Consider the following 20,689-nt stretch of genomic DNA (forward strand, 5'->3'; position numbering starts at 1 on the left):
TACAAAATGAAGACGAGCTAGAACGATTTTTGTTACAATAAATTTTTATTTTGATCACTTGTAAGTAAATTTAACATCTTAATGCTTGTAAATTACGTACATAAATGAAAATGCATTTGCTTAGGTGCTGCATAAACATTCTTTTTTTGGAATGTTTTTTGTTACATAAGTAAATACTCACTAAAAAAATTACTATGAAAAAATTTTTCCTGTCCCTACTATGCCTAGGGTTAATTGCTACTTCCTGTAATAAAAATGATGATGACCCCATTATTGAAGAAGAAGAAAAAGAAGAGATTGAAACCCCCGTTGAAGAAGAAGTTGATATTGAAGTGCAGAATTTTTTATGGCAGACCTTAAACCTCTATTATTTTTGGCAAGGTGAAGTTACCGATCTTGCGGACGACCGTTTTGATACCCAGGCAGCCTATGAAGCCTATTTGACAGAGAATGAAAATCCTTTTGATCTTTTGGAAAATAAATTACTTTTTTCCGAAGACAGATTTACATTTTATGATGAAGATTATAAAAAGCTTGTAAATAGTTCTGCGGGAGTATCCAAAAGTAATGGTCTACAATTTGGACTTTCCTTAATTGGAAATTCTGACGATGTTTTCGGTTATGTAGAATATATCATCAAAAACTCAGATGCATCCAGCAAGGATATTAAAAGAGGTGATGTTTTTATAGGCGTAAACGGTACTAGATTAAATAGGGACAATTATAATCTACTTTTGTTTGGCGATAATGATACCTATACGCTAAATATGGCAGAAATTAACGATAATACCATTAGCCCTACGGACAAGGAGGTTACCTTAACCAAGGTAGAAGGTTTAGTTGAAGACCCCATTCATGTTAGCGAGATCATTACTTCTGGCGATAGAAAAATAGGATATTTTATGTACAACCAGTTCGTTTCTGGAACTGAGGATGAAATGAACGCTATTTTTGCCGATTTTAAGGCGCAAAATATTACAGACCTGGTGTTAGACCTAAGATATAATCTTGGAGGCCGTGGATCAACCGCTGCCGTACTGGCCAGCCTTATTTATGGCACCAATACCAATGACTTGTTTTACAGAACCAGGTACAATGACAAACTACAATCGCAATTTGATAGCAGTTTTACGGATAATTACTTTGTAGGTACTACAGGAACACAAGATGGCAATAGTGATGCCGCATTGTCTTCTTTAAACTTACCACAAGTCTATATTATTGCAACGGGTAGTTCTGCCTCTGCAAGTGAATTGGTTATGGTGGGCTTAGAACCTTATATTGATGTTGTTCATGTGGGGACAACAACCATAGGTAAAAATCAAGGATCCCTCCTATTTGTAGATGACCCGGAAGGGGGCAATGTTTATGATCCCGAAAGAGAAGATCAAATTAACCCTAACGTTCAGTGGGGTTTACAACCAATTATCAGTAAAGTAGAAAATGCTAGCGGATTTTCAGATTATTCTGATGGTATTGATCCAGATATAGCACTTGATGAGGATATTACCAACCTTGGAGTTTTAGGAGATGCAAATGAACCGCTATTGGCCAGGGCCATTCAAGAAATTGTTGGTCAAGGGGCCAAAAGAAATTTTGAGGTACAGATACCTGCAAACCTAATTTCCAGTTCTAAACTTTATAACCCACGTAACGCCACGCTTTTGCTCAATAATGGTAGTATGCCAACCAGTGACTTATTATTGCCCATAGAATAAATAAGGAATAGTTTAGTTTAAATAAATATGAAAAAGAAATTTTTGGCAATATTCATCTTTTGTTTTGTTTTATCATGTTCAAAGGATGAAGATTTAACCTTGCCCACTACGGTAGACCCAGATGGCTCCGCAGATGTAGAGGTGCAGGATTTTATGTGGAAGGCCATGAACTTTTGGTATTTCTGGCAGGAAAATGTAGATGACCTGGCAGATGATCGATTTGAAAATACAACGGAAGGTAGAGCAGAATACACTGCATTTCTAGATTCTGAAAATGACCCCGCATCGTTTTTTGTAAACAAGCTTCAATATATAGAAGATCGTTTTAGTTTTTTTAACGAGGATTATAGGGAACTTACTAATTCCCTTGCAGGAATATCCAAGAGCAATGGAATGGAATACGGATTGGTTCGTTTTCAAGATAGCGAAGATTTATTTGGAGTAGTACGTTACATAATTCCCAATTCTAACGCTGCTACGACTACTATAAAAAGGGGTGATTTGTTTACAGGCGTGGATGGTCAAACACTCACCTTGTCCAATTACCAGCAACTATTATTTACGGGTAACGATACCTACACCCTAAACATGGCAGAATTTGTAAATGGTTCTGTTAGCCCAACAGAGGAAGAAATAGAACTTACCAAGGAAGAAGCACTTGCAGAAAACCCCATTTTAATATCCAAGTCTTTTGAAATTGGTGGTGCCAATATTGGGTATGTAATGTATAACCAGTTTACGAACGAGTATGATGGGCAATTATATAGCGCCATACAAGCTTTAAAATCTGCAGGTATTACCAGTTTAATTCTAGATTTAAGATATAATCCTGGGGGATCGGTTAATACCACGCGTTTGCTTGCCAGTATGATTTATGACACCAATACCTCTAATCTATTTTTAAGAAAAAGGTATAATGATAAATTACAGGCACAATTCAACGACAATCAGTTAGAAGTTTATTTCGCGGATAAGATCGATGGCGAAACCATCAATAGCTTAGGACTTGATAAATTATATGTGCTTACCTCTGCAAGTTCCGCTTCTGCAAGTGAATTACTGATCAATAGCTTGGAGCCGTATATGGACGTCATCCAAATTGGTGATGTTACTAGAGGTAAAAACGAATTTTCTACTACATTGGTAGATGACCGTGATAATTCTTATTTATATACACCATCTAGAGTCAATAAGATAAACCCTAATAACCAATGGGCTATACAGCCTTTGATTGGAAGAAATGAAAATGCAGAAGGCTTTTTTGAATATACCAACGGCTTGCAACCCGATATTTTTTTGAAGGAAGATTATGGCAACCTAGGAATTCTTGGGGACCAAAACGAACCCCTTTTAGCTAGGGCGATACAGGAAATAACTTCGGAAACGGGCAAGCGTGATTTTACAGTGTACAATCCTATAAATATTATAGGAAGTTCAAAAATGACAAACCCCATGCATAACAAAATGATCGATGATACTGTTTATGAATGATTAGGTTTATAACCATATTTATAAAAAAAAGGGCAGCTACTAAGCTGCCCTTTATGTTTTACAAGCTTAACCTAAAGCCAAGTCTTAAATTAAGACCTTCGGTGGTATAATCAACCAATTCAGTATATTCCTCATTTAAAAGATTATCTATTCCTACAAAGGCATCAAACCGTTCTGAAAACTGATGTTTTACCTGAAAGTTTACCAAAGAAAAACTATCCAGATCAACATTTGTAAAGGTTGTAAAATCCGTATCGGTCCTTGAAGAAACAAATTGATAGGAAAGGCCTAAAAAAGTCGTTTTTGAAATGGTATATCCCAAATTGGCATTGACTTTACTTTTGGGTACCCGCAATACCAAAGCATCCTTAACATTGGTGTAGGTATAATTTACTCCCATATCCAAATCTTTAATAGGTAATGCCGTAAAGCTGACCTCTACCCCATTAAAATTAGCGGTTTCCTCAGAATTACGATATTGACTTTCAAAGGTGTTTGGATCTATAGTCACATATGCAATTCTATCCTCTTCCGATCGGTCAAAATACAAGGCATTGATGATAAATTTATCTGACAATTTGTATTCCAGACCTCCTTCTATAGTACGATCTAACTCTGGATTCAAATCTGGGTTTGCGCCAAATGGTCCGTATAATTGTGATAAATTTGGAGCAATATAGGAGGTTGCGTACGAACCTAAAATTTTAAAATATCCAGAATTGATATTTATCCTATAGGACGGATTAAAATTGTAAATTAAATTGGTGCCATAATCACTATGGTTATTTAAGCGTACACCCGCATTCACGTTAATTCCGCTATCACCTACATATACAACATTAACATAAGGGTCTACCGTACTTGCGTTTTGCTCATCACTGAATAAAGTTTGACTATCTATATAATTAAGTCCTACTATGGTATTAAAATTTTCATTAAACGTATACTTATTAAAAACATCTAAAACAAAAGATTGAGAATCGTATGCCGTGGGAAAGCTTGAATTAAACGACCTGTCAATTTGATTTAGGGCTGCATTTACATGCAGGCTACCCTTTTCATAACCATATGTTGATGCCAAACCAAACCGAGATTGCTCACTGGTAAAAGAGAAATCAGCATCTTCAATAGGAAAACCATTATCATAATCACTATTCAGTTTATTATAAAAAGCAGAAGCCGTAACACCAAAACGTTCCGTAAACTGATACCCAACTTTTAAATTACCATCAATCCGTGAAAAAGCATCTGCTTCTGTACCTATGGCTGCCGATAATCCGTCCGTAAATTGATGTCCACCAGAAGCCAATACGGAGAGCTTTCCTTGTTTTGCCGATACATTTATCGTATTGGAAAAATCAGAGACATTAAAATTTTGGTCATCTTGAGATTGGTTGGTACCCATACTAGAAATTACATCCATAGAAAGCCCCTCTTTTTTGGCTTTTTTTGTTGTAATATTAATTACCGCTGTAGCCGCGGAATTTCCATAAAGTGTACTGGCCGCGCCTTTTAAGATTTCTACACGTTCTATTTGCGATGTATTTAAAAGTCTTAAATCATATTCCGCACTGGTACTTGATGGGTCTGATACCTGAATACCATCAATTATAACCAATACTTGACGGTTGTTACCACCTCTTACAAACGTAGAAAGGTTTTGGCCGGCAAAGCTTCGGGTACCATTGATCTCAATGCCACTTTTGGTATTAATAATTTCGGCCAATGAACGGCCTTGTTGCTGCTGCAGTTCTTTTTGCGATATGGAAATTACGGCCTTACCGGAATTTTCACGCTTTAATGCAAACCGCGAATCACTAACGACCACCTCGTCCAACGCAAGAACATTGGTAGAATCTTGTTGTTGGTTTTGTTGCGCACCAACTTTAGCGCATAATAATACTGTGACCGTTGGCCACAAGAAATAATTTTTCATTCGTTTAAATTCATAAACGGGAGTGTAGTATGTCTGTACCCATACGTAAACCTTTATCCCGAAAGTTTAACATTGTTGTTTGAATAAGGCAGGTCTCCTGACTCGTTTAATGATATTTTGCCTTCCCATGTTACTACACCGGTATAGTAAACAAAGTGACTTTGAAGTAAATAACACCCTCGTAACCGAGGTACCAATTAAAACCTATTCGTCAATAGATGTGATTGGCATAAACTTACAGTTGCGGGAACAGTTCCGGATTTTCACCGGATTCCCTTTTAATTTCACTACAACATGTAGCAAAAACCAAAATTCACGGCGAAAATAAACATTTTGTTTAATCTTTCTAGGTAAACTTTTATAATACTACTTTTGAAAAAAAGTTCAGCTACAATGCGCATATATCTTTTACTTTTCTGCTACCTTTTTGTTTTCGTTAATTGCAAGGAACAGGTTAAGGCTCCACAGTCTAAAACTTACCCTAAAAATGGGAACATTACCTATGCCAAAGGGTTCTCCATAGAAAAACAAGACTCTGGCATTAGTATCATAAAAATTACGTCCCCATGGCCACAGGCAGAGGCCTCATTTACTTACGCCTTAATACCCAAGGAAAAGCAAGCCTTCATCACCTTGGACAAAAACGCATATGATGCCATCATAACCGTACCTGTAGAAGATTTGGTGGTTACTTCAACTACTCATATACCTGCACTAGAAGCATTGGGTGAATTAGATAAATTAACGGGGTTTTCAGATACTAAATATATCTCCTCAAAAGAGGCAAGAAAACGTATAGATAACAATCAAATTAAAGAACTTGGTGTAAATGAAAGTTTAAACACAGAAGCTGTAATAGCCCTACAACCAGATGTGGTAATAGGCTTTGCCCTTAACGGTAATACAAATGTTTATAAAACTTTGCAACGTTCTAATATTCCCGTAATCTTTAATGGGGATTGGGTAGAGGAATCCCCATTGGGAAAAGCGGAGTGGATTAAGTTTTTTGCCCCCTTTTTTAACAAGGAAGCAAAGGCCGACTCTATTTTTAATACCATTGAACAATCATACCTTAAAACCAAGAAATTGGCCCAGACCGCAAAAAATAAGCCAACGGTTTTAAGTGGGGCGCTTTATAAGGATGTTTGGTACCTACCCGGGGGCAATAGTTGGGCGGCAAATTTCCTAAAGGATGCCAATGCCAATTATTTATGGCAAAATTCTAATGACCAAGGTAGCCTTTCCTTAAGCTGGGAACAGGTTTTAAAGGTAGCTCAGCATGCTGATTATTGGATTGCACCCGCTCAATTTAAATCCTATGACGAAATGAGATTGGCAAGTGAGCATTATATGCAGTTTAATGCATTTAAAAATAAAAAGGTATTTACATTTGCCAATACCTTAGGTGAAACTGGTGGAAGCCTGTATTATGAGCTGGCCCCGCAACGGCCAGACCTTGTGCTAAAAGACCTAATTCATATATTACATCCTCAACTTTTGCCAGACCATGAACCCTTCTTTTTTAAACCTTTACTTTAATTGCTAAAAGACAAGTCATATACCGTTTATTTTATAGGACTTCTCCTAATTTTAGCCCTTTGCCTTGGATTTAACATTAGTCTAGGTTCGGTTGCGATTTCCATTACTGATACGGTGGGTATTATTTTAGGTTTACACCCCACAGAAACAACGGATACCTACATCATTTGGAACTATAGAATTCCCAAAGCGTTTACGGCCATTTTGGTGGGCAGCGGATTAGCTCTTAGTGGATTATTGATGCAAACCCTTTTTAGAAACCCCCTTGCCGGCCCTTATGTTCTGGGTATAAGTTCCGGCGCAAGTTTAGGCGCTGCAATTGTAATTATGGGAGCATCTCTTTTTTCTGGAATTATGGCATTCTCGACGTTCAATGATATCGTTTTGGCCATTGCATCCAGTGCAGGTAGTTTTCTGGTTCTTTTAATTGTGCTCATTGTTGCCGCAAAGGTGAAAGATACCATGGCCCTTTTGATTATAGGCTTAATGTTTGGCAGTATAACAGGTGCACTGGTCAGTGTTCTATCCTACTTTACAAAAGCAGAAAAACTACAGCAATATATTTTTTGGCAGTTTGGTAGCTTAGGCAATCTTACATGGACTCAATTGACCATATTGTTCATTTGTATTTCTATGGGTATTATATTGAGCATACTATCCATAAAATCATTGAATGCCTTTTTGTTAGGGGAAAATTATGCGAAAAGTTTGGGTATTCAAATAAAAAAATCGCGCTATATCCTTATCATGGCCACAGGCCTCTTAGCCGGTTGTATAACGGCATTTGCCGGACCCATTGCATTCATTGGTCTGGCCGTACCGCACATAACCAGACAATTGTTCCATACCGCGGACCATAAAATTTTAATTCCCGCAGTAGTACTATGCGGTGCCATTTTAATGTTGATTTGTGATACCATTGCTCAATTACCAGGCTCTGTAAGTGTTTTACCTATTAATGCCATAACCAGTATTTTTGGGGCACCTGTAGTCATTTGGTTATTGCTTCGTAAAAAGAAAATGATGTTTTAACCTAAAGCCAATTACTGATATCAAAGAAAAAGAACCACATATTACCTTACATGCCAAAAACCTATCCATAGGCTATGGCAATAATACAATTGCTAAGCAAATATCCTTTACATTGAACAAAGGGGAACTTGCGGCAATTGTTGGGGTCAACGGTATTGGTAAATCCACACTCTTACGCACTTTGTGTGGTTTTCAACCGGAGCTTATGGGGTCTGTCCATATAAATGGTGACGAGCTAAACACTATAGAACCCCAGTATTTGGCACAACAAATAAGCGTGGTACTAACGGAAACCATGGCCTCAAAAAATATGTCCGTAAAGGAATTGTTGGCTTTAGGCAGACAACCTTACACCAATTGGTTAGGAAGCCTATCCAAAAAAGATATTTCTGTAATTGCCGATAGTGTTTCTTTAATGGAGCTTACGCCCTTTTTAAACAAAAAATGTTTTGAACTGAGTGATGGTCAACTGCAGCGGGTAATGATTGCAAGGGCTTTGGTGCAAGACACCAGTATTATCCTATTAGACGAACCTACCACCCATTTAGACCTTTATCACAAAGTGCAGATTTTTAAATTATTGAAATCAATTGCGCATAAGACAAACAAAACCGTGCTATTTACAAGTCATGAGATAGAATTGGCGATACAGTTATGTGATAAAATGCTCATTTTGGACGGACAAACAAATCCCTTTGAACAACCCTGTAAGCTTATAGCAAACAATTGTTTTGATACTCTTTTCCCTTCTGATACTATTTCTTTTGATGCCGTAACCGGTTCTTTTAAAATTAAAAAATAGGAACCTTTGATAGTCCTGACTCCCAATAAATACTATAGTTTAAATTAAATTTTATAGGTCGATACCCTATCTTTATACTATGACATTTTTAGACTTATGGAAGATATTTATATATACATTATAATAGGCATTACCGCTCTTGTGCTTGGGTATTTTTTAGGCCATTACATTCAATTTTTAAAAACAACCTCTAAACAAAGTGCTCTAATAGAACGTGAACAGCAGATGCTAACAAATATAAAGGCCTTGCAAAATCGTGTGCAAGAACTAGAGCAACAAAAACAAACCCTCCAATTAGAAAAGGAAGAGTTAAGTGGCAAAATGGTTAGGGCGCAAGCAGATATGGAACACCTTAACGATAGAAATAGGGAACAAAAGGAGGAAGTAAAGCAGTTGCAGGATAAGTTTACCAAGGAATTTGAAAATCTTGCAAATAAAATTTTAGAAGAAAAAAGTTTAAAATTTACAGAACGCAACGAGAAGAACATAAAAAATATTCTTACCCCGTTAAATGAGAAAATTTTGCTTTTTGAGAAAAAAGTGGAAGAAAGCCAAAAGGAAAATATCAGTATTCATTCTGCCTTAAAGGAACAACTTCTAAATCTACAGACCCAAAACCTAAAAATTACTCAAGAAGCTGAAAATTTGACCAAAGCTTTAAAAGGTGATAGTAAAATGCAGGGAAATTGGGGCGAGTTGGTCTTAGAGCGTGTCCTAGAAAAATCTGGGTTGGAGAAAGACCGTGAATATACCGTGCAACAAAGTTTTACCCGTGATGACGGCAGCCGTGTTTTACCCGACGTTATCATTAATCTGCCAGATGGCAAGAAAATGGTAGTAGACTCTAAAGTTTCTTTAACTGATTATGAACGTTATGTAAATGCCGAGGATGACCTAAAAGGGACCTATTTAAAGGACCACATCAACTCGCTTAGAAGACATGTAGACCAACTATCCGCAAAGAAGTATGAGGACCTGTATACTATGGAGAGTCCGGATTTTGTATTGATGTTCGTACCCATAGAACCTGCCTTTGCAATTGCCATTAATCATGATAGCTCCTTGTACAATAAAGGGTTTGAACAAAATATTATTATCGTTACCCCTACTACTCTTTTAGCTACCTTGCGTACTATTGATAGCATGTGGAACAACGAAAAGCAACAACGTAACGCCATTGAAATTGCACGACAGGCAGGTGCGCTTTATGATAAATTTGAAGGCTTTGTTGGCGACCTCATGAAAGTGGGCAAAAAGATGGATGAAGCTAAAAACGAATATAGAGGCGCTATGAATAAACTGGTAGAGGGTCGTGGCAATATAGTAACCAGTATCCAAAAACTTAAAAAAATGGGTGCAAAAGCTAAAAAGTCATTGCCGGACCCCATATTAAATAGAGCTTTGGACGAAGATGATATTGAGGAAGAACCTAAATTAAGGCTTTAACAATCTTAATAACATTGGCATAACAACCTTAGGCAATGCTAGTATAACTGAATTTTCAGCCATATATTGACATCGTTTTATATTTTATATAACCATACTATAGATTTACATATGAAAAAAATACTCTCATTATTAGTTATTGGCATTATAGCTCTTGGTGCCTTGTATTATGCCTTTATATACTTTGTTACCTTTAGTGAAGGGGTACGTTCAGGAGAGCTAATTAAAATTAGCCATAAAGGCGTACTGGTCAAGACCTGGGAAGGTGAAATAAGCCAAGGAATTTCGGGTGCTCAAATTTTCTCTTTTTCCGTTTTGGACAAGGATAAAGAAGTCATAGAGAAATTACAGGAATACCAAGGACAGTATGTAAAAGTGAATTACGTGGAGCGCTACGCCACCTTCTTTTGGTTGGGCGACACCAAGTATTTCATTACCGAAGTGCACCCAGAAAAATCCCCTCATTTTAGGAATTAAAACAATTAGTGAATTCCTTAAAGAACATAACCAAAAATGGAAAAATTTAAAAGTGTCAAAGACTCAAGAGTATCCATAACAGAACTAATGCTGCCCTCCCACTCCAATTTTGGTGGTAAAGTTCATGGTGGACATATTTTAAACCTTATGGACCAAATTGCATTTGCGTGCGCCTCTAAGCATTCACAACAATATTGCGTAACGGCTTCCGTAAACCGGGTCAATTTTTTAAATCCCATTGAGGTGGGTGAACTGGTTACCTTAAAAGCCAGCATTAATTATACAGGCCGCACCTCTATGGTCGTAGGGGTACGTGTAGAATCAGAAAATATTACAACAGGCAACAAAAAGCACTGTAACTCTTCTTATTTTACTATGGTTGCCAAAGGAAAGGATGGCAAGAATGTTCCCGTTCCCGGACTGATCATATCAGATGACCAAGGGGTCCGTAGGTTTGCACGCAGCAAATACCGCAAACTTGAAGCCCAAGAACGGGATACTAAATTTGAATCAAAAACCTTTAATTCTCAAGATTACATCAAAGAATTAAAGCATGAAAATATTAAGATTGATCTAAAGTAAGTTGTTTAGCTGCCGCTGCATCTAAAAACCAAACCAAATCCTTTGTTTTAGGGGAAACATGACTTGCAGGATAATCCAAATACCCTTCTTCACGGTCTATAATTAGTTTTACTTTTTCCGCTTTATTTTCTCCGGTAACCAGAAAAGTTACCGTTTTGGCATTGTTGATGATCCTACCGGTTAATGACACCCTTAGTTGACCGGACTCTGGATGTATAGCTACCTCACAATTATCCGGCGAAACCCATAGTTTTAATTCATGGGGAAAAATAGATGCGGTATGCCCATCATCTCCCATACCAAGTATGACCAAATCAAATTGTGGCAAGTTTAGTTCTTGGGGCAATATATCCTCTAAAAGTTCACCATAACGTTTTGCTTCCTCCTTTGGATTTTCTTCTCCTTTTATTCTGTGGATATTTTCCTGGGATATGCTTATTTTGGATAATAAATGGTCTACGGTCATTTTATAATTGCTCTCATCATCATCTGGAGCAACACAACGTTCATCTCCCCAATAAAAGTGAATGAGGTTCCAATCTATGGTATCGGCAAATCTTTCGGCTAAAACATCAAATACTATTTTAGGGGTACTTCCTCCTGATAAAGCCACATGAAATGGCTTTTGGGTAGATGATTTATCCTTGAAATATTTTGAAAACTCCTCTGCAACCTTCTCTTTATCTTGATAAACTTTTATTTCCATTTTTTCTTTACTATAATTTTAAAATTTTTGAGGTTTAACAGATAACGCAAAATCCCGGATCATCCGCTAAATTTTCACTGGGATTACGCCATTCCCCTAGTCCTTCTATTAAATCATTAGCATTTTCCGGACCCCATACTCCCGCTGCATAACCGTACATTTTAACATCCTTACCATTTTTCCAATATTCCAAAATTGGATCCACGAAAGCCCAAGCCGCCTCTACCTCATCGGCCCTGGCGTAAAGGGTAGCATCGCCCTGCATGGCATCAAGCAACAAGCGCTCATACGCTTCCATTACATGGTTTTCGGTTAAACTGGAATAGTAGAAATCCATATTGGCTCGTTCCACATCAAATCCTTGTCCAGGCACCTTTACTCCAAATTTCAATAAAATACCTTCATCCGGTTGTATCCTAATAATTAATTTATTGTCTTTATTGCTTAGACCGGATTCTTTAAAAATCTGATGATGCGGCGTCTTAAAGTGGATGACCACCTCAGTAACCTTTGTTGGCATACGTTTGGCTGTTCTAACATAAAAAGGAACATCTGCCCAACGCCAGTTATCTACAAAAAATTTAACGGCAGCGTAGGTTTCCGTTGTAGAATCTTTATCAACCCCGTCTTCTTCCCTATAACCGTTTACTTCCTTGCCATCTATTTTTGAGGATACATATTGTGCCCTGATCGTATTTTCATAAAGCGTCTTTTCATCGGTCATGACCTTGAGCGACTTTAGCGCTTTTAACTTCTCATTTCGTATTTCCTCTGCATTGGCACTTAAAGGCGGTTCCATTACTATCAAAGCTACAATTTGCAATAGGTGGCTTTGAAACATATCCCTTAAGGCACCGCTCTTATCATAATACCCTCCTCTTTTCTCAACACCTACACTCTCCGCATTGGTAATTTCTACATGGTGAATATAATTCCTGTTCCAAAGTGGTTCAAAAATACTATTGGCAAATCTGGTTACCAGCAAGTTCTGTACAGTTTCTTTACCTAAATAATGGTCTATTCTAAATATTTGTCCTTCCCTAAAATAGGAATGTAACCCTTTATTAAGCTCTTTTGCTGATTCTAAACTATAACCAAATGGTTTTTCTACAATCAACCTACGCCAACCATTGGTCTGGTCGTTCAATCCCTGATCGGATAAATTTTTTGCAATGGGTTCATATAGACTTGGAGGCGTTGATAAATAGAATATATGATTGCCATTAGTGCCATATTTTTGATCAAGGTCAGAAATTCGTTTTTCCAAGCGTTCATATGAAGTATCATAATCTGAACCCAAATCCTCATAAAACAACTTATTGGCAAATTTTTGAATGAAATCCTCATCATATTCCTTACGGTCTTCTTCAAAATAAACACTTTCCAAAACCACCTTGTTTCTGAATTTTAAATCCCCCAGGTCGCTTCTACTAACACCAAGCACTACAAAGTTGTCCGGAAGATGATCGCCTTTGTACAAATTGAATATAGCTGGAATTAATTTTCTTGCGGTCAAATCTCCAGATGCTCCAAATATGATGAGCATTTGATTGTCTGTCTTCTTCATAAACGCTTTCTATACTATTTTTAGAATATATTGATAAGAAAAGCAAATTTACGTTGCTTTGCAACTGCATTAACGATTAAAGTCAATATTTTAAATTAATTTTGACTTGTACCGATTAGGACTAAGGAATTCCTAATGAAAATAAATTCCTAAAGTTATATTTTAATTCTATAAACAGCTTTTTATGTACGATTTTGGATTGGTAGGTCTTGGAGTAATGGGACGTAATTTCATATTAAATGTTGCCGATAATGGATTCTCTGCCTTTGGTTATGATTTAGATGCCGAAAAGGTTAATTCCTTAAAAAATGAAGGAGGAAATTTAGAGAAAGTAGATGCTTCTACCAATATAAAGACCTTTGTCAACAATCTAAAACAACCACGTAAAATCATGCTTTTGGTCCCAGCCGGAAAAGTGGTAGATGCCGTGATAGAATCCTTATTACCACATATTGATAAAGGAGATATTATTATTGACGGTGGAAACTCCTTTTTCACGGACACGGACCGTAGGGAAGAATATTTACAGGCCAAAGGCATCAATTTTTTTGGAGCTGGGGTTTCCGGGGGTGCAAAGGGTGCTCGTAAAGGTCCAAGTATTATGCCCGGAGGTTCAAAATCTGCCTATGAGCACATTAAACCTATATTTGAAGCCGTATCCGCCAAATACAAAGGAGAACCCTGTGTTGCCTATTTAGGTCCAAAGTCTGCCGGTAATTATGTTAAGATGGTGCATAACGGTATAGAATACGGACTTATGCAACTTACTTCTGAAATATATGACGTATTGAAAAAAGGAGGCAATTTTAATAATGATGAGCTCCATGACACTTTTGCCAGCTGGAACTCGGGAAGGTTACAATCTTTTCTAGTAGAGATAACATCAGAAATCTTTAAACAAGAAGATACCTTGGTAAAAGGTCGTCTAGTGGACCAAATATTGGATAAGGCAAAACAGAAAGGCACAGGTAAATGGACCAGCCAAAACGCCATGGACCTTGGTATACCGGTACCTTCTATAGATGTGGCCGTAAGTATGCGCGAGATTTCCGCATTAAAAGATGAAAGAATTAAGGCAGATGTACTTTACGATAAACCTGTGGTACAACATATGGAAAAGGAAGAATTGGAGAACCTTACGGAGCAAGCCCTATATTTCTCTTTTATCATTACCTATGCCCAGGGGCTACACCAATTGGCAGATGCCTCCAAGGAATATGGATATGAATTGGATATTTCTGTCATTGCCAAAATTTGGAGGTCCGGTTGTATCATTCGTGCAGGACTTTTAGCGGATATTACCGAAGCTTTTAAAACGGAACCATCTTTACCCAACCTATTGCTCTCGTCCACTTTTGTAGATAAAATCAAGGAAACTGTTGATGCCGCAAGAAAGCTTGTTGCTTTTGGTGCCACTAACGGCATACCATTACCAGGCCTATCAAATTCCCTTACGTATTATGACGCATACACTTCTAGCAAATTACCGCTGAACCTTATACAAGCACAGCGCGATTATTTTGGGTCACATACCTATGAGCGATTGGACAGGGAGGGTATTTTTCATACAGAATGGGATGCTTAATTCATAAAAATTGAAAAGAGCTATCTTGAAAATACCGTGTTTTGGCCTCTTAACAGTGCTACTCTTTGCTATAACATCTTGTAAGGAAACCTCTTCCAAAGAATCATTGGATATTTTGGATGACCATGCGTTGAACAGAGCTACCAATACTACCAGTAAAAACTCGTCTTTACACCAGGTCTATGTACCTATCTATTCCGATATTTACAACCAGACCAGGGATACCAGGACCTTACTGACCGCCACGTTGAGCATACGCAATACCAGTGTACGTGATAGTTTATTTGTAAGTAAAATAGATTATTATAACACCCAAGGTGATTTGGTAAGAAGTTATATTGATGAGCCTATTTACCTTAAACCCATGGAAACAATTGATTATGTTATTGAAAAACAAGACACTTCAGGTGGTAGCGGTGCAAATTTTATGATAGATTGGTACTCCTCTAAAAAAATAAACCCATTATTTCAAGCGGTTATGGTAGGTGGCCTGGGAGCTCAGGCATTTTCATTCACTACAGAAGGTATTGAGGTAGCGCAAGAATAGTCTTTATTAATTTGGTATTGGCAAGCTTACTATGAACTATAACAACAAACGTTTTAGGCCTATAGAAACTTCAGAAAATGGGGAAACCGATAATGAAACTATTTTTTTTTATAAGCAGAGCGATTCTATTCTTACCGCAAGCTATACAGGTGGTAAAATTAAAAAAGGCCACTTATTGGGAATTGTTGATGCCAACGGCACAATAGATATGCGCTATCATCAAGTAAATGTGCAGGGTGAGCTCATGACAGGTATATGCCGATCTACGCCACAAATTATGCCTAATGGAAAAATTAGACTTCACGAGAAATGGCGTTGGACCTCAGGAGATACATCCGAAGGTGAATCCATATTAGAGGAGATTTAAACTACAAACAGAACAATGCAAACATTCCAAAACAAGATTGCCCTTATTACCGGCGGAGCTTCGGGTATTGGTGAAATCATGACCAAGCTACTTCTTAAAAAAGGTGCTACGGTCCTTATATGGGATGTTGATGATCGTAATTTTAATAGGTTGCAATCATCTTATGGAGCATTGGGTACATTGGCTCTTTTTAAGGTTGATGTGACCGATATGCAAAGTATACATACTACGGCCAAAAAAGTTATAAACGAATACAATGGGGTAGATTTACTTATAAACAATGCAGGAATTATTGTGGGCAAGTATTTATTTGAGCACACCATAGCGGATATCGATAAGACCATGCAAGTAAATGCCAACGCCCCTATGCACGTTACACATGCGTTCATAGATTCCATGATGGAAAGAAATTCCGGTCATATCTGCAATATTGCTTCTTCTGGAGGATTATTGGCGAACCCAAAAATGTCTGTTTACGTTGCAAGTAAATGGTCTTTGATAGGCTTTTCCGAAAGTGTGCGCCTAGAAATGGAGCAATTAAACAAAAACATTAAGGTTACTACCGTAATGCCTTATTATATACATACCGGAATGTTTAAAGGGGTACGCTCTAAAATTCCCATCTTGGACCCTGAGGCAACTGCGTTGACTATAATAAAAGCGATAGAAAAAAATAAAAAGATGGTTACGATACCCGGCTATATGTATAGATTAATTCGTTTTGCGCAAGCAATACTACCCATAACTATTTTTGATTGGCTTACCGGTAAAGTCCTTGGTGTTTATCATACCATGGAACATTTTACAGGGAGACCAACTAGAGACTAACCGAATATTATTTTAAAAGTTTACTAGGCGGATATCCAAATTGTTTTTTAAAGCATCGGCTAAAATACAATGGGTCATTAAACCCAATTAAATTGGTAACCTCAGATACATTATACTTTTTTGTCTTTAATAAAGATGCCGATTTTTTCAGCCTTACGGTTCTAATAAATTCCGTTGGTGCCAAATCTGTCAATTCCTTTATTTTTTGATAAAGTTTAGAAGAACTCATCCCTAGTTCTTGACATAAAAATGAAGTAGACAACTCAGATTTATCCATATTATCATTGATAAGGTCCGTTATCTTGCGCATAAGCATTTTGTCTACCGGTGAATGTGTAAGTAAACTTACCTCACTCTCTGTTTCCGCCGCAAATTTTGCTTTAAGGTCCAAACGTGTTTTTATAATATTTTCTATCATTAACTTTAACAAGGAGGGATCAAACGGCTTTACCAAATAACCATCTGCACCTGTACCATACCCCTTGACCTTATCTTTATTATCTGATAGTGCCGTTAATAAAACAACCGGGATATGACTTATAAACTGATCATTTTTTAATTTCTCACAAAACTCAAGACCGTTCATTATAGGCATCATTACATCAGATACGCACAATGTAGGCCTTACCTGTCTACAAATGGTCAACGCCTGCTCTCCATTTTCCGCCTCATATACTTTATAGAACCCAGATAAATAATCCACCAAATATTTCCTTAACTCTGCATTGTCATCGATCACTAAAATCTTTTGCTTTAATCCCGTGTCTTGAATAATTTTCTTTGGCGCATCATTTAAACCCTCATCATTTTCCGTAAGCTTGGATAACGATAATTCAAAAACCTCATCATCATCGTAAAATTTACGGGCTATTGGTAGTTCTACCATGAACACACTACCCTTGTCAAGATTACTCTTAACCTCTATATTACCTTTGTGAAGTTCAACCAAGGATTGAACTAAAGAAAGTCCAATTCCTGACCCTGTGTTATTTTGCTGGGTTGTAGTGGCTTGATAAAATCTATTAAAAATCTTTTTCTGACTTTTTTTTGAAATTCCTATTCCGTTGTCGCTTACTTCAATATTTAGTTTCCCCAGTTCTTCATTATACCGTAAATAAAGCTCTACATTACCAAAATCCGGTGTAAATTTTATAGCGTTGGATAATAAGTTATACAGAATTTTATCGAACTTATCATTATCTATCCATCCATGAATACGCTCATTTTCCGTTATAAAACTTAGTTCAATATTCTTATTATTGGCAAGTTCCTTGTAAGAGTCGAATATATTCTTTGAATACGCAAGAATGTCCGTTTCCATGGTTTTTAACTTAAGCTCTCCACTTTGGGCCTTTCTAAAATCCAATACTTGGTTCACTAAAGAAAATAAACGGTTGGCATTGTTATGAATTAGTTCATATCTGCTTTTTTGGTAGGTGTTTATTTGCTGTGTACTATCTTCCAACAGCTGTTTTACAGGACCTAATATAAGGGTAAGTGGTGTTCTTAACTCATGTGAAATATTGGTAAAAAAACGCAATTTCTCATTGTTTAATTTAACATCATGTTCCCTATTGACCTTTTCTGTCAATAATTCTTGTTTTAACCGAATACGATTTTTAATCTCCCGCCTTATAAAATAAATGGCCGAACCTAAAATGGCCAGAAAAAGTATAATGGCTTTAGGCGTCATCCAAAAAGGTGGTTGAATCTTTATAGCATACGATGCCGTTTCGCTCCATTGACCATTACCATTTCTAGAACGAATTTTAAATATATAATCATCTGGAAAAAGATTGGTATACTGTACTGTTCTAGAAAAACCAGTGGTCGTTATCCATTGATCATCAAAACCCTCTAGCATATATTCAAAACTATTGAGCTTATCGTTAGCGAATGTAGGTTCTGAAAATTGTAAAGAAAAATTACGATTGTCATAATTTAGGACTACCGCTTTGGAGAGGTTAATATCTAACTTTAAAGGAATTTGACCGTTTACCTCCATACCCGGTGTAATTTCTTTATTCTGTATTCTAAATGCACTGATGACGGGCGTTGTACTGGCAACGTTTCTTTCCAAAGTTTCAGTAGTAAAATGAATAATACCGCTTTTTGCTCCTAGGTATACATTTTTACCATCGGCAGTATAAAACCCTCCAGAACTGAATACATCCAATCTATTACCACTATTTACCTGATAAATATTTGCCTCATTGGTAAGCGTATTAAGTTTTGCTATACTATTGTTGTTCATATTGAGCCAAAGATTGTCTTCGCTATCGGTAAGAATATCAGTGACCCATCTACCGGACAATTCTTTATGCTTTAAATAGGTTTGAAATTTATCTTGGGTACTATCATAAAAACTAAGCCCATATCTTGAAGAGGCCCAGATAATATTTTGATTATCTTTTAGGATATCACTAACATTATTGGCATCTGGAAAGTTTATTTTCTCATCTGAAAGCGCATCATACACCTTGAACTCCCCAGAATCTAAATTTAGTTGAACAATACCTGTTTCCGTGGCAGACCATATTATATTGCCATCTTTTACCATTGTATTGATTTGAAAACCATCCAAAAAACGTTCATCGTAAGAATTTGTAGTTAAGTTATCGGTATTTAAAATCAACATCCCTTCCCCAAAAGAACTTACCAAAATTTTATTTGATGACAGTTGTGTAAATGCCAATACAGGTGAGGCCGTGAAACCGGTATCTATGATTTTGGTACTTTTTTTAACGTAATCATACACCTGTACTTTGCCGTTCCACAGCCCACAATAAAATATTTTACCGTCTACGGTATAGATACTTGCGATATCTGTACCAATATCCGATAAGGAACTATAGCCGTTACCATTGGATACAAAGAGACCGTTATTACGCGTAGCTACTACAATTTTACCATCATAGGCTTTAGAAAACCCTCTAATTCTTGGTGCTTTGTTACCTATTAACCTAGATATATCCTTGTTAAGTGCAAATTGATTTTCTACAGGATCATATTTGTCCAAACCATCCTCGGTTCCTAACCACAATACTCCGGATTTGTCAAAAAAAAGTGCCGAGACCAAGTTATCTACCAAGGATGTCCCATCTGACAATACCGATTGGTGCAGCTCAAACTTACCTATGGTCAAATCTTCCAGCTGCTGGCAAACCACCACTCCATCTAATGTTCCCAACCAATATTTACCATCCGGAGCCCTTGCGATTGCTAAAAAATAGGTACCTAGACTATTACCCTGTCCATTTTCAACAATAGGCATATTTTTAAAAATATCCTCTTTTTTGTCTAATTTATACAGCCCTTCTCGTGTACCTATAAAAATATCGCCCTTATGGTCTTGGTCAATAAAATTAATATATGGGTTTACCTCTGTACTATTAGGTATATCCAAGACATACCTCTTAATCTGTTGTATGGCCCCAGAAGCGTTTAGGTATATTTTAGCCACACCGCCAGAACCATAACTTCCTATCCAGATATTACCATCCTCATCTTCAAAAATGTCCTTTACATAATTAAACCCTTCAATCTCAACTTGCTCAAAACTATCCTTATCTGAATAAAGGATACTAAGTCCCTTATTTTTAGTTCCTACCCAAACCCTTTTAAATTTGTCTATATAAATAGACCTAATTTCCTGATCAGGTAATGCATCCTCCTTTTTATTGTCCGGTAAATATGTGCGAAATGTATGGGTATCTGTTCTAAAACGGGTTAGTCCCCCACGTGTTCCAATCCACATGGTATTGGATGGTTCATCTATCTCTAGAGCGGTTATATCATCATTGAGCAAGGTTTCTTGTTGGGTTGAACCACTTAAATATTGTTTAAATTGATACCCATCAAACCTATTTAGCCCAGAAAAGGTACCAAACCATAAAAAGCCATGTTTATCCTGATTTATATACCTTACTGAATTATGGGAAAGACCGTTGTTATCGTTATAATGATTGAATTTTAAATTTTGCGACCTTATACTCAAGATCGCCAATACCATTAAAATAAAACTATACCAATATTTCATTAAACGATCACTATCAATTTATTTTCA

The 20,689-nt window shown here is 36.9% G+C and carries 16 protein-coding genes and 1 riboswitch; of the genes, 12 read left to right on the plus strand and 4 right to left on the minus strand.

The genetic code is table 11. The features are described 5' to 3' along the window. The first annotated feature begins 194 nt into the window (after positions 1-194). Together ABVM52_RS00285 and ABVM52_RS00290 are read left to right on the plus strand one after the other, a co-directional pair. Positions 195-1,718, plus strand: a complete 1,524-nt coding sequence (locus ABVM52_RS00285; protein WP_405382551.1) for a S41 family peptidase — start codon at positions 195-197, stop codon at positions 1,716-1,718. Between the two features lie 27 nt (positions 1,719-1,745). Beyond that, positions 1,746-3,209 (plus strand): S41 family peptidase, encoded by a 1,464-nt coding sequence (locus ABVM52_RS00290; RefSeq protein ID WP_405382553.1) that lies wholly within the window; start codon positions 1,746-1,748, stop codon positions 3,207-3,209. Positions 3,210-3,267: 58 nt separating this feature from the next. Here ABVM52_RS00290 and ABVM52_RS00295 read toward each other — a convergent pair whose 3' ends face one another. After that, positions 3,268-5,145: a TonB-dependent receptor plug domain-containing protein gene (locus tag ABVM52_RS00295; RefSeq protein ID WP_405382555.1), complete on the minus strand. Its 1,878-nt coding sequence runs from the start codon at positions 5,143-5,145 to the stop codon at positions 3,268-3,270. A gap of 69 nt (positions 5,146-5,214) precedes the next feature. After that, positions 5,215-5,471, minus strand: a riboswitch (cobalamin riboswitch). A 67-nt stretch (positions 5,472-5,538) separates the two neighbouring features. Here ABVM52_RS00295 and ABVM52_RS00300 point away from each other — a divergent pair. From ABVM52_RS00300 to ABVM52_RS00325, 6 genes are all read left to right on the plus strand, one after another. Next, entirely contained in the window at positions 5,539-6,684 is a 1,146-nt protein-coding gene (locus tag ABVM52_RS00300) for an ABC transporter substrate-binding protein (RefSeq protein ID WP_405382557.1), read from the plus strand. After that, positions 6,685-7,716 (plus strand): FecCD family ABC transporter permease, encoded by a 1,032-nt coding sequence (locus ABVM52_RS00305; protein ID WP_405382559.1) that lies wholly within the window; start codon positions 6,685-6,687, stop codon positions 7,714-7,716. A 100-nt stretch (positions 7,717-7,816) separates the two neighbouring features. Then, complete coding sequence (locus ABVM52_RS00310) at positions 7,817-8,518, plus strand: ABC transporter ATP-binding protein (RefSeq protein WP_405385085.1); 702 nt, start codon at positions 7,817-7,819, stop codon at positions 8,516-8,518. Between the two features lie 96 nt (positions 8,519-8,614). After that, positions 8,615-9,964: a DNA recombination protein RmuC gene (gene rmuC / locus ABVM52_RS00315; protein ID WP_405382561.1), complete on the plus strand. Its 1,350-nt coding sequence runs from the start codon at positions 8,615-8,617 to the stop codon at positions 9,962-9,964. Between the two features lie 111 nt (positions 9,965-10,075). Then, a complete protein-coding gene (locus ABVM52_RS00320) occupies positions 10,076-10,441 on the plus strand; it encodes a 6-phosphogluconate dehydrogenase (protein ID WP_405382563.1) in 366 nt (121 codons plus the stop codon). 36 nt (positions 10,442-10,477) lie between these two features. After that, positions 10,478-11,023: an acyl-CoA thioesterase gene (locus ABVM52_RS00325; protein WP_405382565.1), complete on the plus strand. Its 546-nt coding sequence runs from the start codon at positions 10,478-10,480 to the stop codon at positions 11,021-11,023. Here ABVM52_RS00325 and pgl read toward each other — a convergent pair. Together pgl and zwf are read right to left on the minus strand one after the other, a co-directional pair. Then, on the minus strand, positions 11,004-11,729 hold the full coding sequence (gene pgl / locus ABVM52_RS00330) for a 6-phosphogluconolactonase (protein WP_405382567.1): 726 nt from the start codon (positions 11,727-11,729) through the stop codon (positions 11,004-11,006). The two genes, ABVM52_RS00325 and pgl, sit on opposite strands and share 20 nt — an antisense overlap. Before the next feature lie 34 nt (positions 11,730-11,763). Then, the gene (zwf, locus tag ABVM52_RS00335) at positions 11,764-13,296 is read right to left on the minus strand and encodes a glucose-6-phosphate dehydrogenase (RefSeq protein ID WP_405382569.1); all 1,533 of its coding nucleotides are present in this window, start codon (positions 13,294-13,296) and stop codon (positions 11,764-11,766) included. 184 nt (positions 13,297-13,480) lie between these two features. Between zwf and gndA the strand changes: the two genes are divergently transcribed. Genes gndA through ABVM52_RS00355 form a run of 4 tightly spaced genes read left to right on the plus strand, consistent with a single transcriptional unit; the run spans position 13,481 to position 16,623 of the window. Beyond that, positions 13,481-14,881 carry an NADP-dependent phosphogluconate dehydrogenase gene (gene gndA / locus ABVM52_RS00340; RefSeq protein WP_405382571.1) on the plus strand — a complete coding sequence of 467 codons (1,401 nt, stop codon included), beginning with the start codon at positions 13,481-13,483 and terminating at the stop codon, positions 14,879-14,881. Positions 14,882-14,891: 10 nt separating this feature from the next. After that, positions 14,892-15,428: a DUF3124 domain-containing protein gene (locus ABVM52_RS00345; protein WP_405382573.1), complete on the plus strand. Its 537-nt coding sequence runs from the start codon at positions 14,892-14,894 to the stop codon at positions 15,426-15,428. A 31-nt stretch (positions 15,429-15,459) separates the two neighbouring features. Further along, entirely contained in the window at positions 15,460-15,795 is a 336-nt protein-coding gene (locus ABVM52_RS00350) for a n-acetylglutamate synthase (protein WP_405382575.1), read from the plus strand. Between the two features lie 15 nt (positions 15,796-15,810). Further along, positions 15,811-16,623 (plus strand): SDR family oxidoreductase, encoded by an 813-nt coding sequence (locus ABVM52_RS00355; RefSeq protein ID WP_405382577.1) that lies wholly within the window; start codon positions 15,811-15,813, stop codon positions 16,621-16,623. Positions 16,624-16,630: 7 nt separating this feature from the next. On the opposite strand, the gene ABVM52_RS00360 is transcribed toward ABVM52_RS00355, so the two are convergent. Then, a complete protein-coding gene (locus ABVM52_RS00360) occupies positions 16,631-20,662 on the minus strand; it encodes a two-component regulator propeller domain-containing protein (RefSeq protein WP_405382579.1) in 4,032 nt (1,343 codons plus the stop codon). Positions 20,663-20,689: the final 27 nt, after the last annotated feature.

The organism is Maribacter sp. LLG6340-A2 (assembly GCF_045057105.1).
Taxonomy (GTDB): domain Bacteria; phylum Bacteroidota; class Bacteroidia; order Flavobacteriales; family Flavobacteriaceae; genus Maribacter.

Coding starts and splice junctions, on each gene's coding strand:
- ABVM52_RS00285 (WP_405382551.1), top strand. CDS start 195: ATGAAAAAATTTTTCCTGTCCCTACTATGCCTAGGGTTAATTGCTACT.
- ABVM52_RS00290 (WP_405382553.1), top strand. CDS start 1,746: ATGAAAAAGAAATTTTTGGCAATATTCATCTTTTGTTTTGTTTTATCA.
- ABVM52_RS00295 (WP_405382555.1), bottom strand. CDS start 5,145: ATGAAAAATTATTTCTTGTGGCCAACGGTCACAGTATTATTATGCGCT.
- ABVM52_RS00300 (WP_405382557.1), top strand. CDS start 5,539: ATGCGCATATATCTTTTACTTTTCTGCTACCTTTTTGTTTTCGTTAAT.
- rmuC (WP_405382561.1), top strand. CDS start 8,615: ATGGAAGATATTTATATATACATTATAATAGGCATTACCGCTCTTGTG.
- ABVM52_RS00320 (WP_405382563.1), top strand. CDS start 10,076: ATGAAAAAAATACTCTCATTATTAGTTATTGGCATTATAGCTCTTGGT.
- ABVM52_RS00325 (WP_405382565.1), top strand. CDS start 10,478: ATGGAAAAATTTAAAAGTGTCAAAGACTCAAGAGTATCCATAACAGAA.
- pgl (WP_405382567.1), bottom strand. CDS start 11,729: ATGGAAATAAAAGTTTATCAAGATAAAGAGAAGGTTGCAGAGGAGTTT.
- zwf (WP_405382569.1), bottom strand. CDS start 13,296: ATGAAGAAGACAGACAATCAAATGCTCATCATATTTGGAGCATCTGGA.
- gndA (WP_405382571.1), top strand. CDS start 13,481: ATGTACGATTTTGGATTGGTAGGTCTTGGAGTAATGGGACGTAATTTC.
- ABVM52_RS00350 (WP_405382575.1), top strand. CDS start 15,460: ATGAACTATAACAACAAACGTTTTAGGCCTATAGAAACTTCAGAAAAT.
- ABVM52_RS00355 (WP_405382577.1), top strand. CDS start 15,811: ATGCAAACATTCCAAAACAAGATTGCCCTTATTACCGGCGGAGCTTCG.
- ABVM52_RS00360 (WP_405382579.1), bottom strand. CDS start 20,662: ATGAAATATTGGTATAGTTTTATTTTAATGGTATTGGCGATCTTGAGT.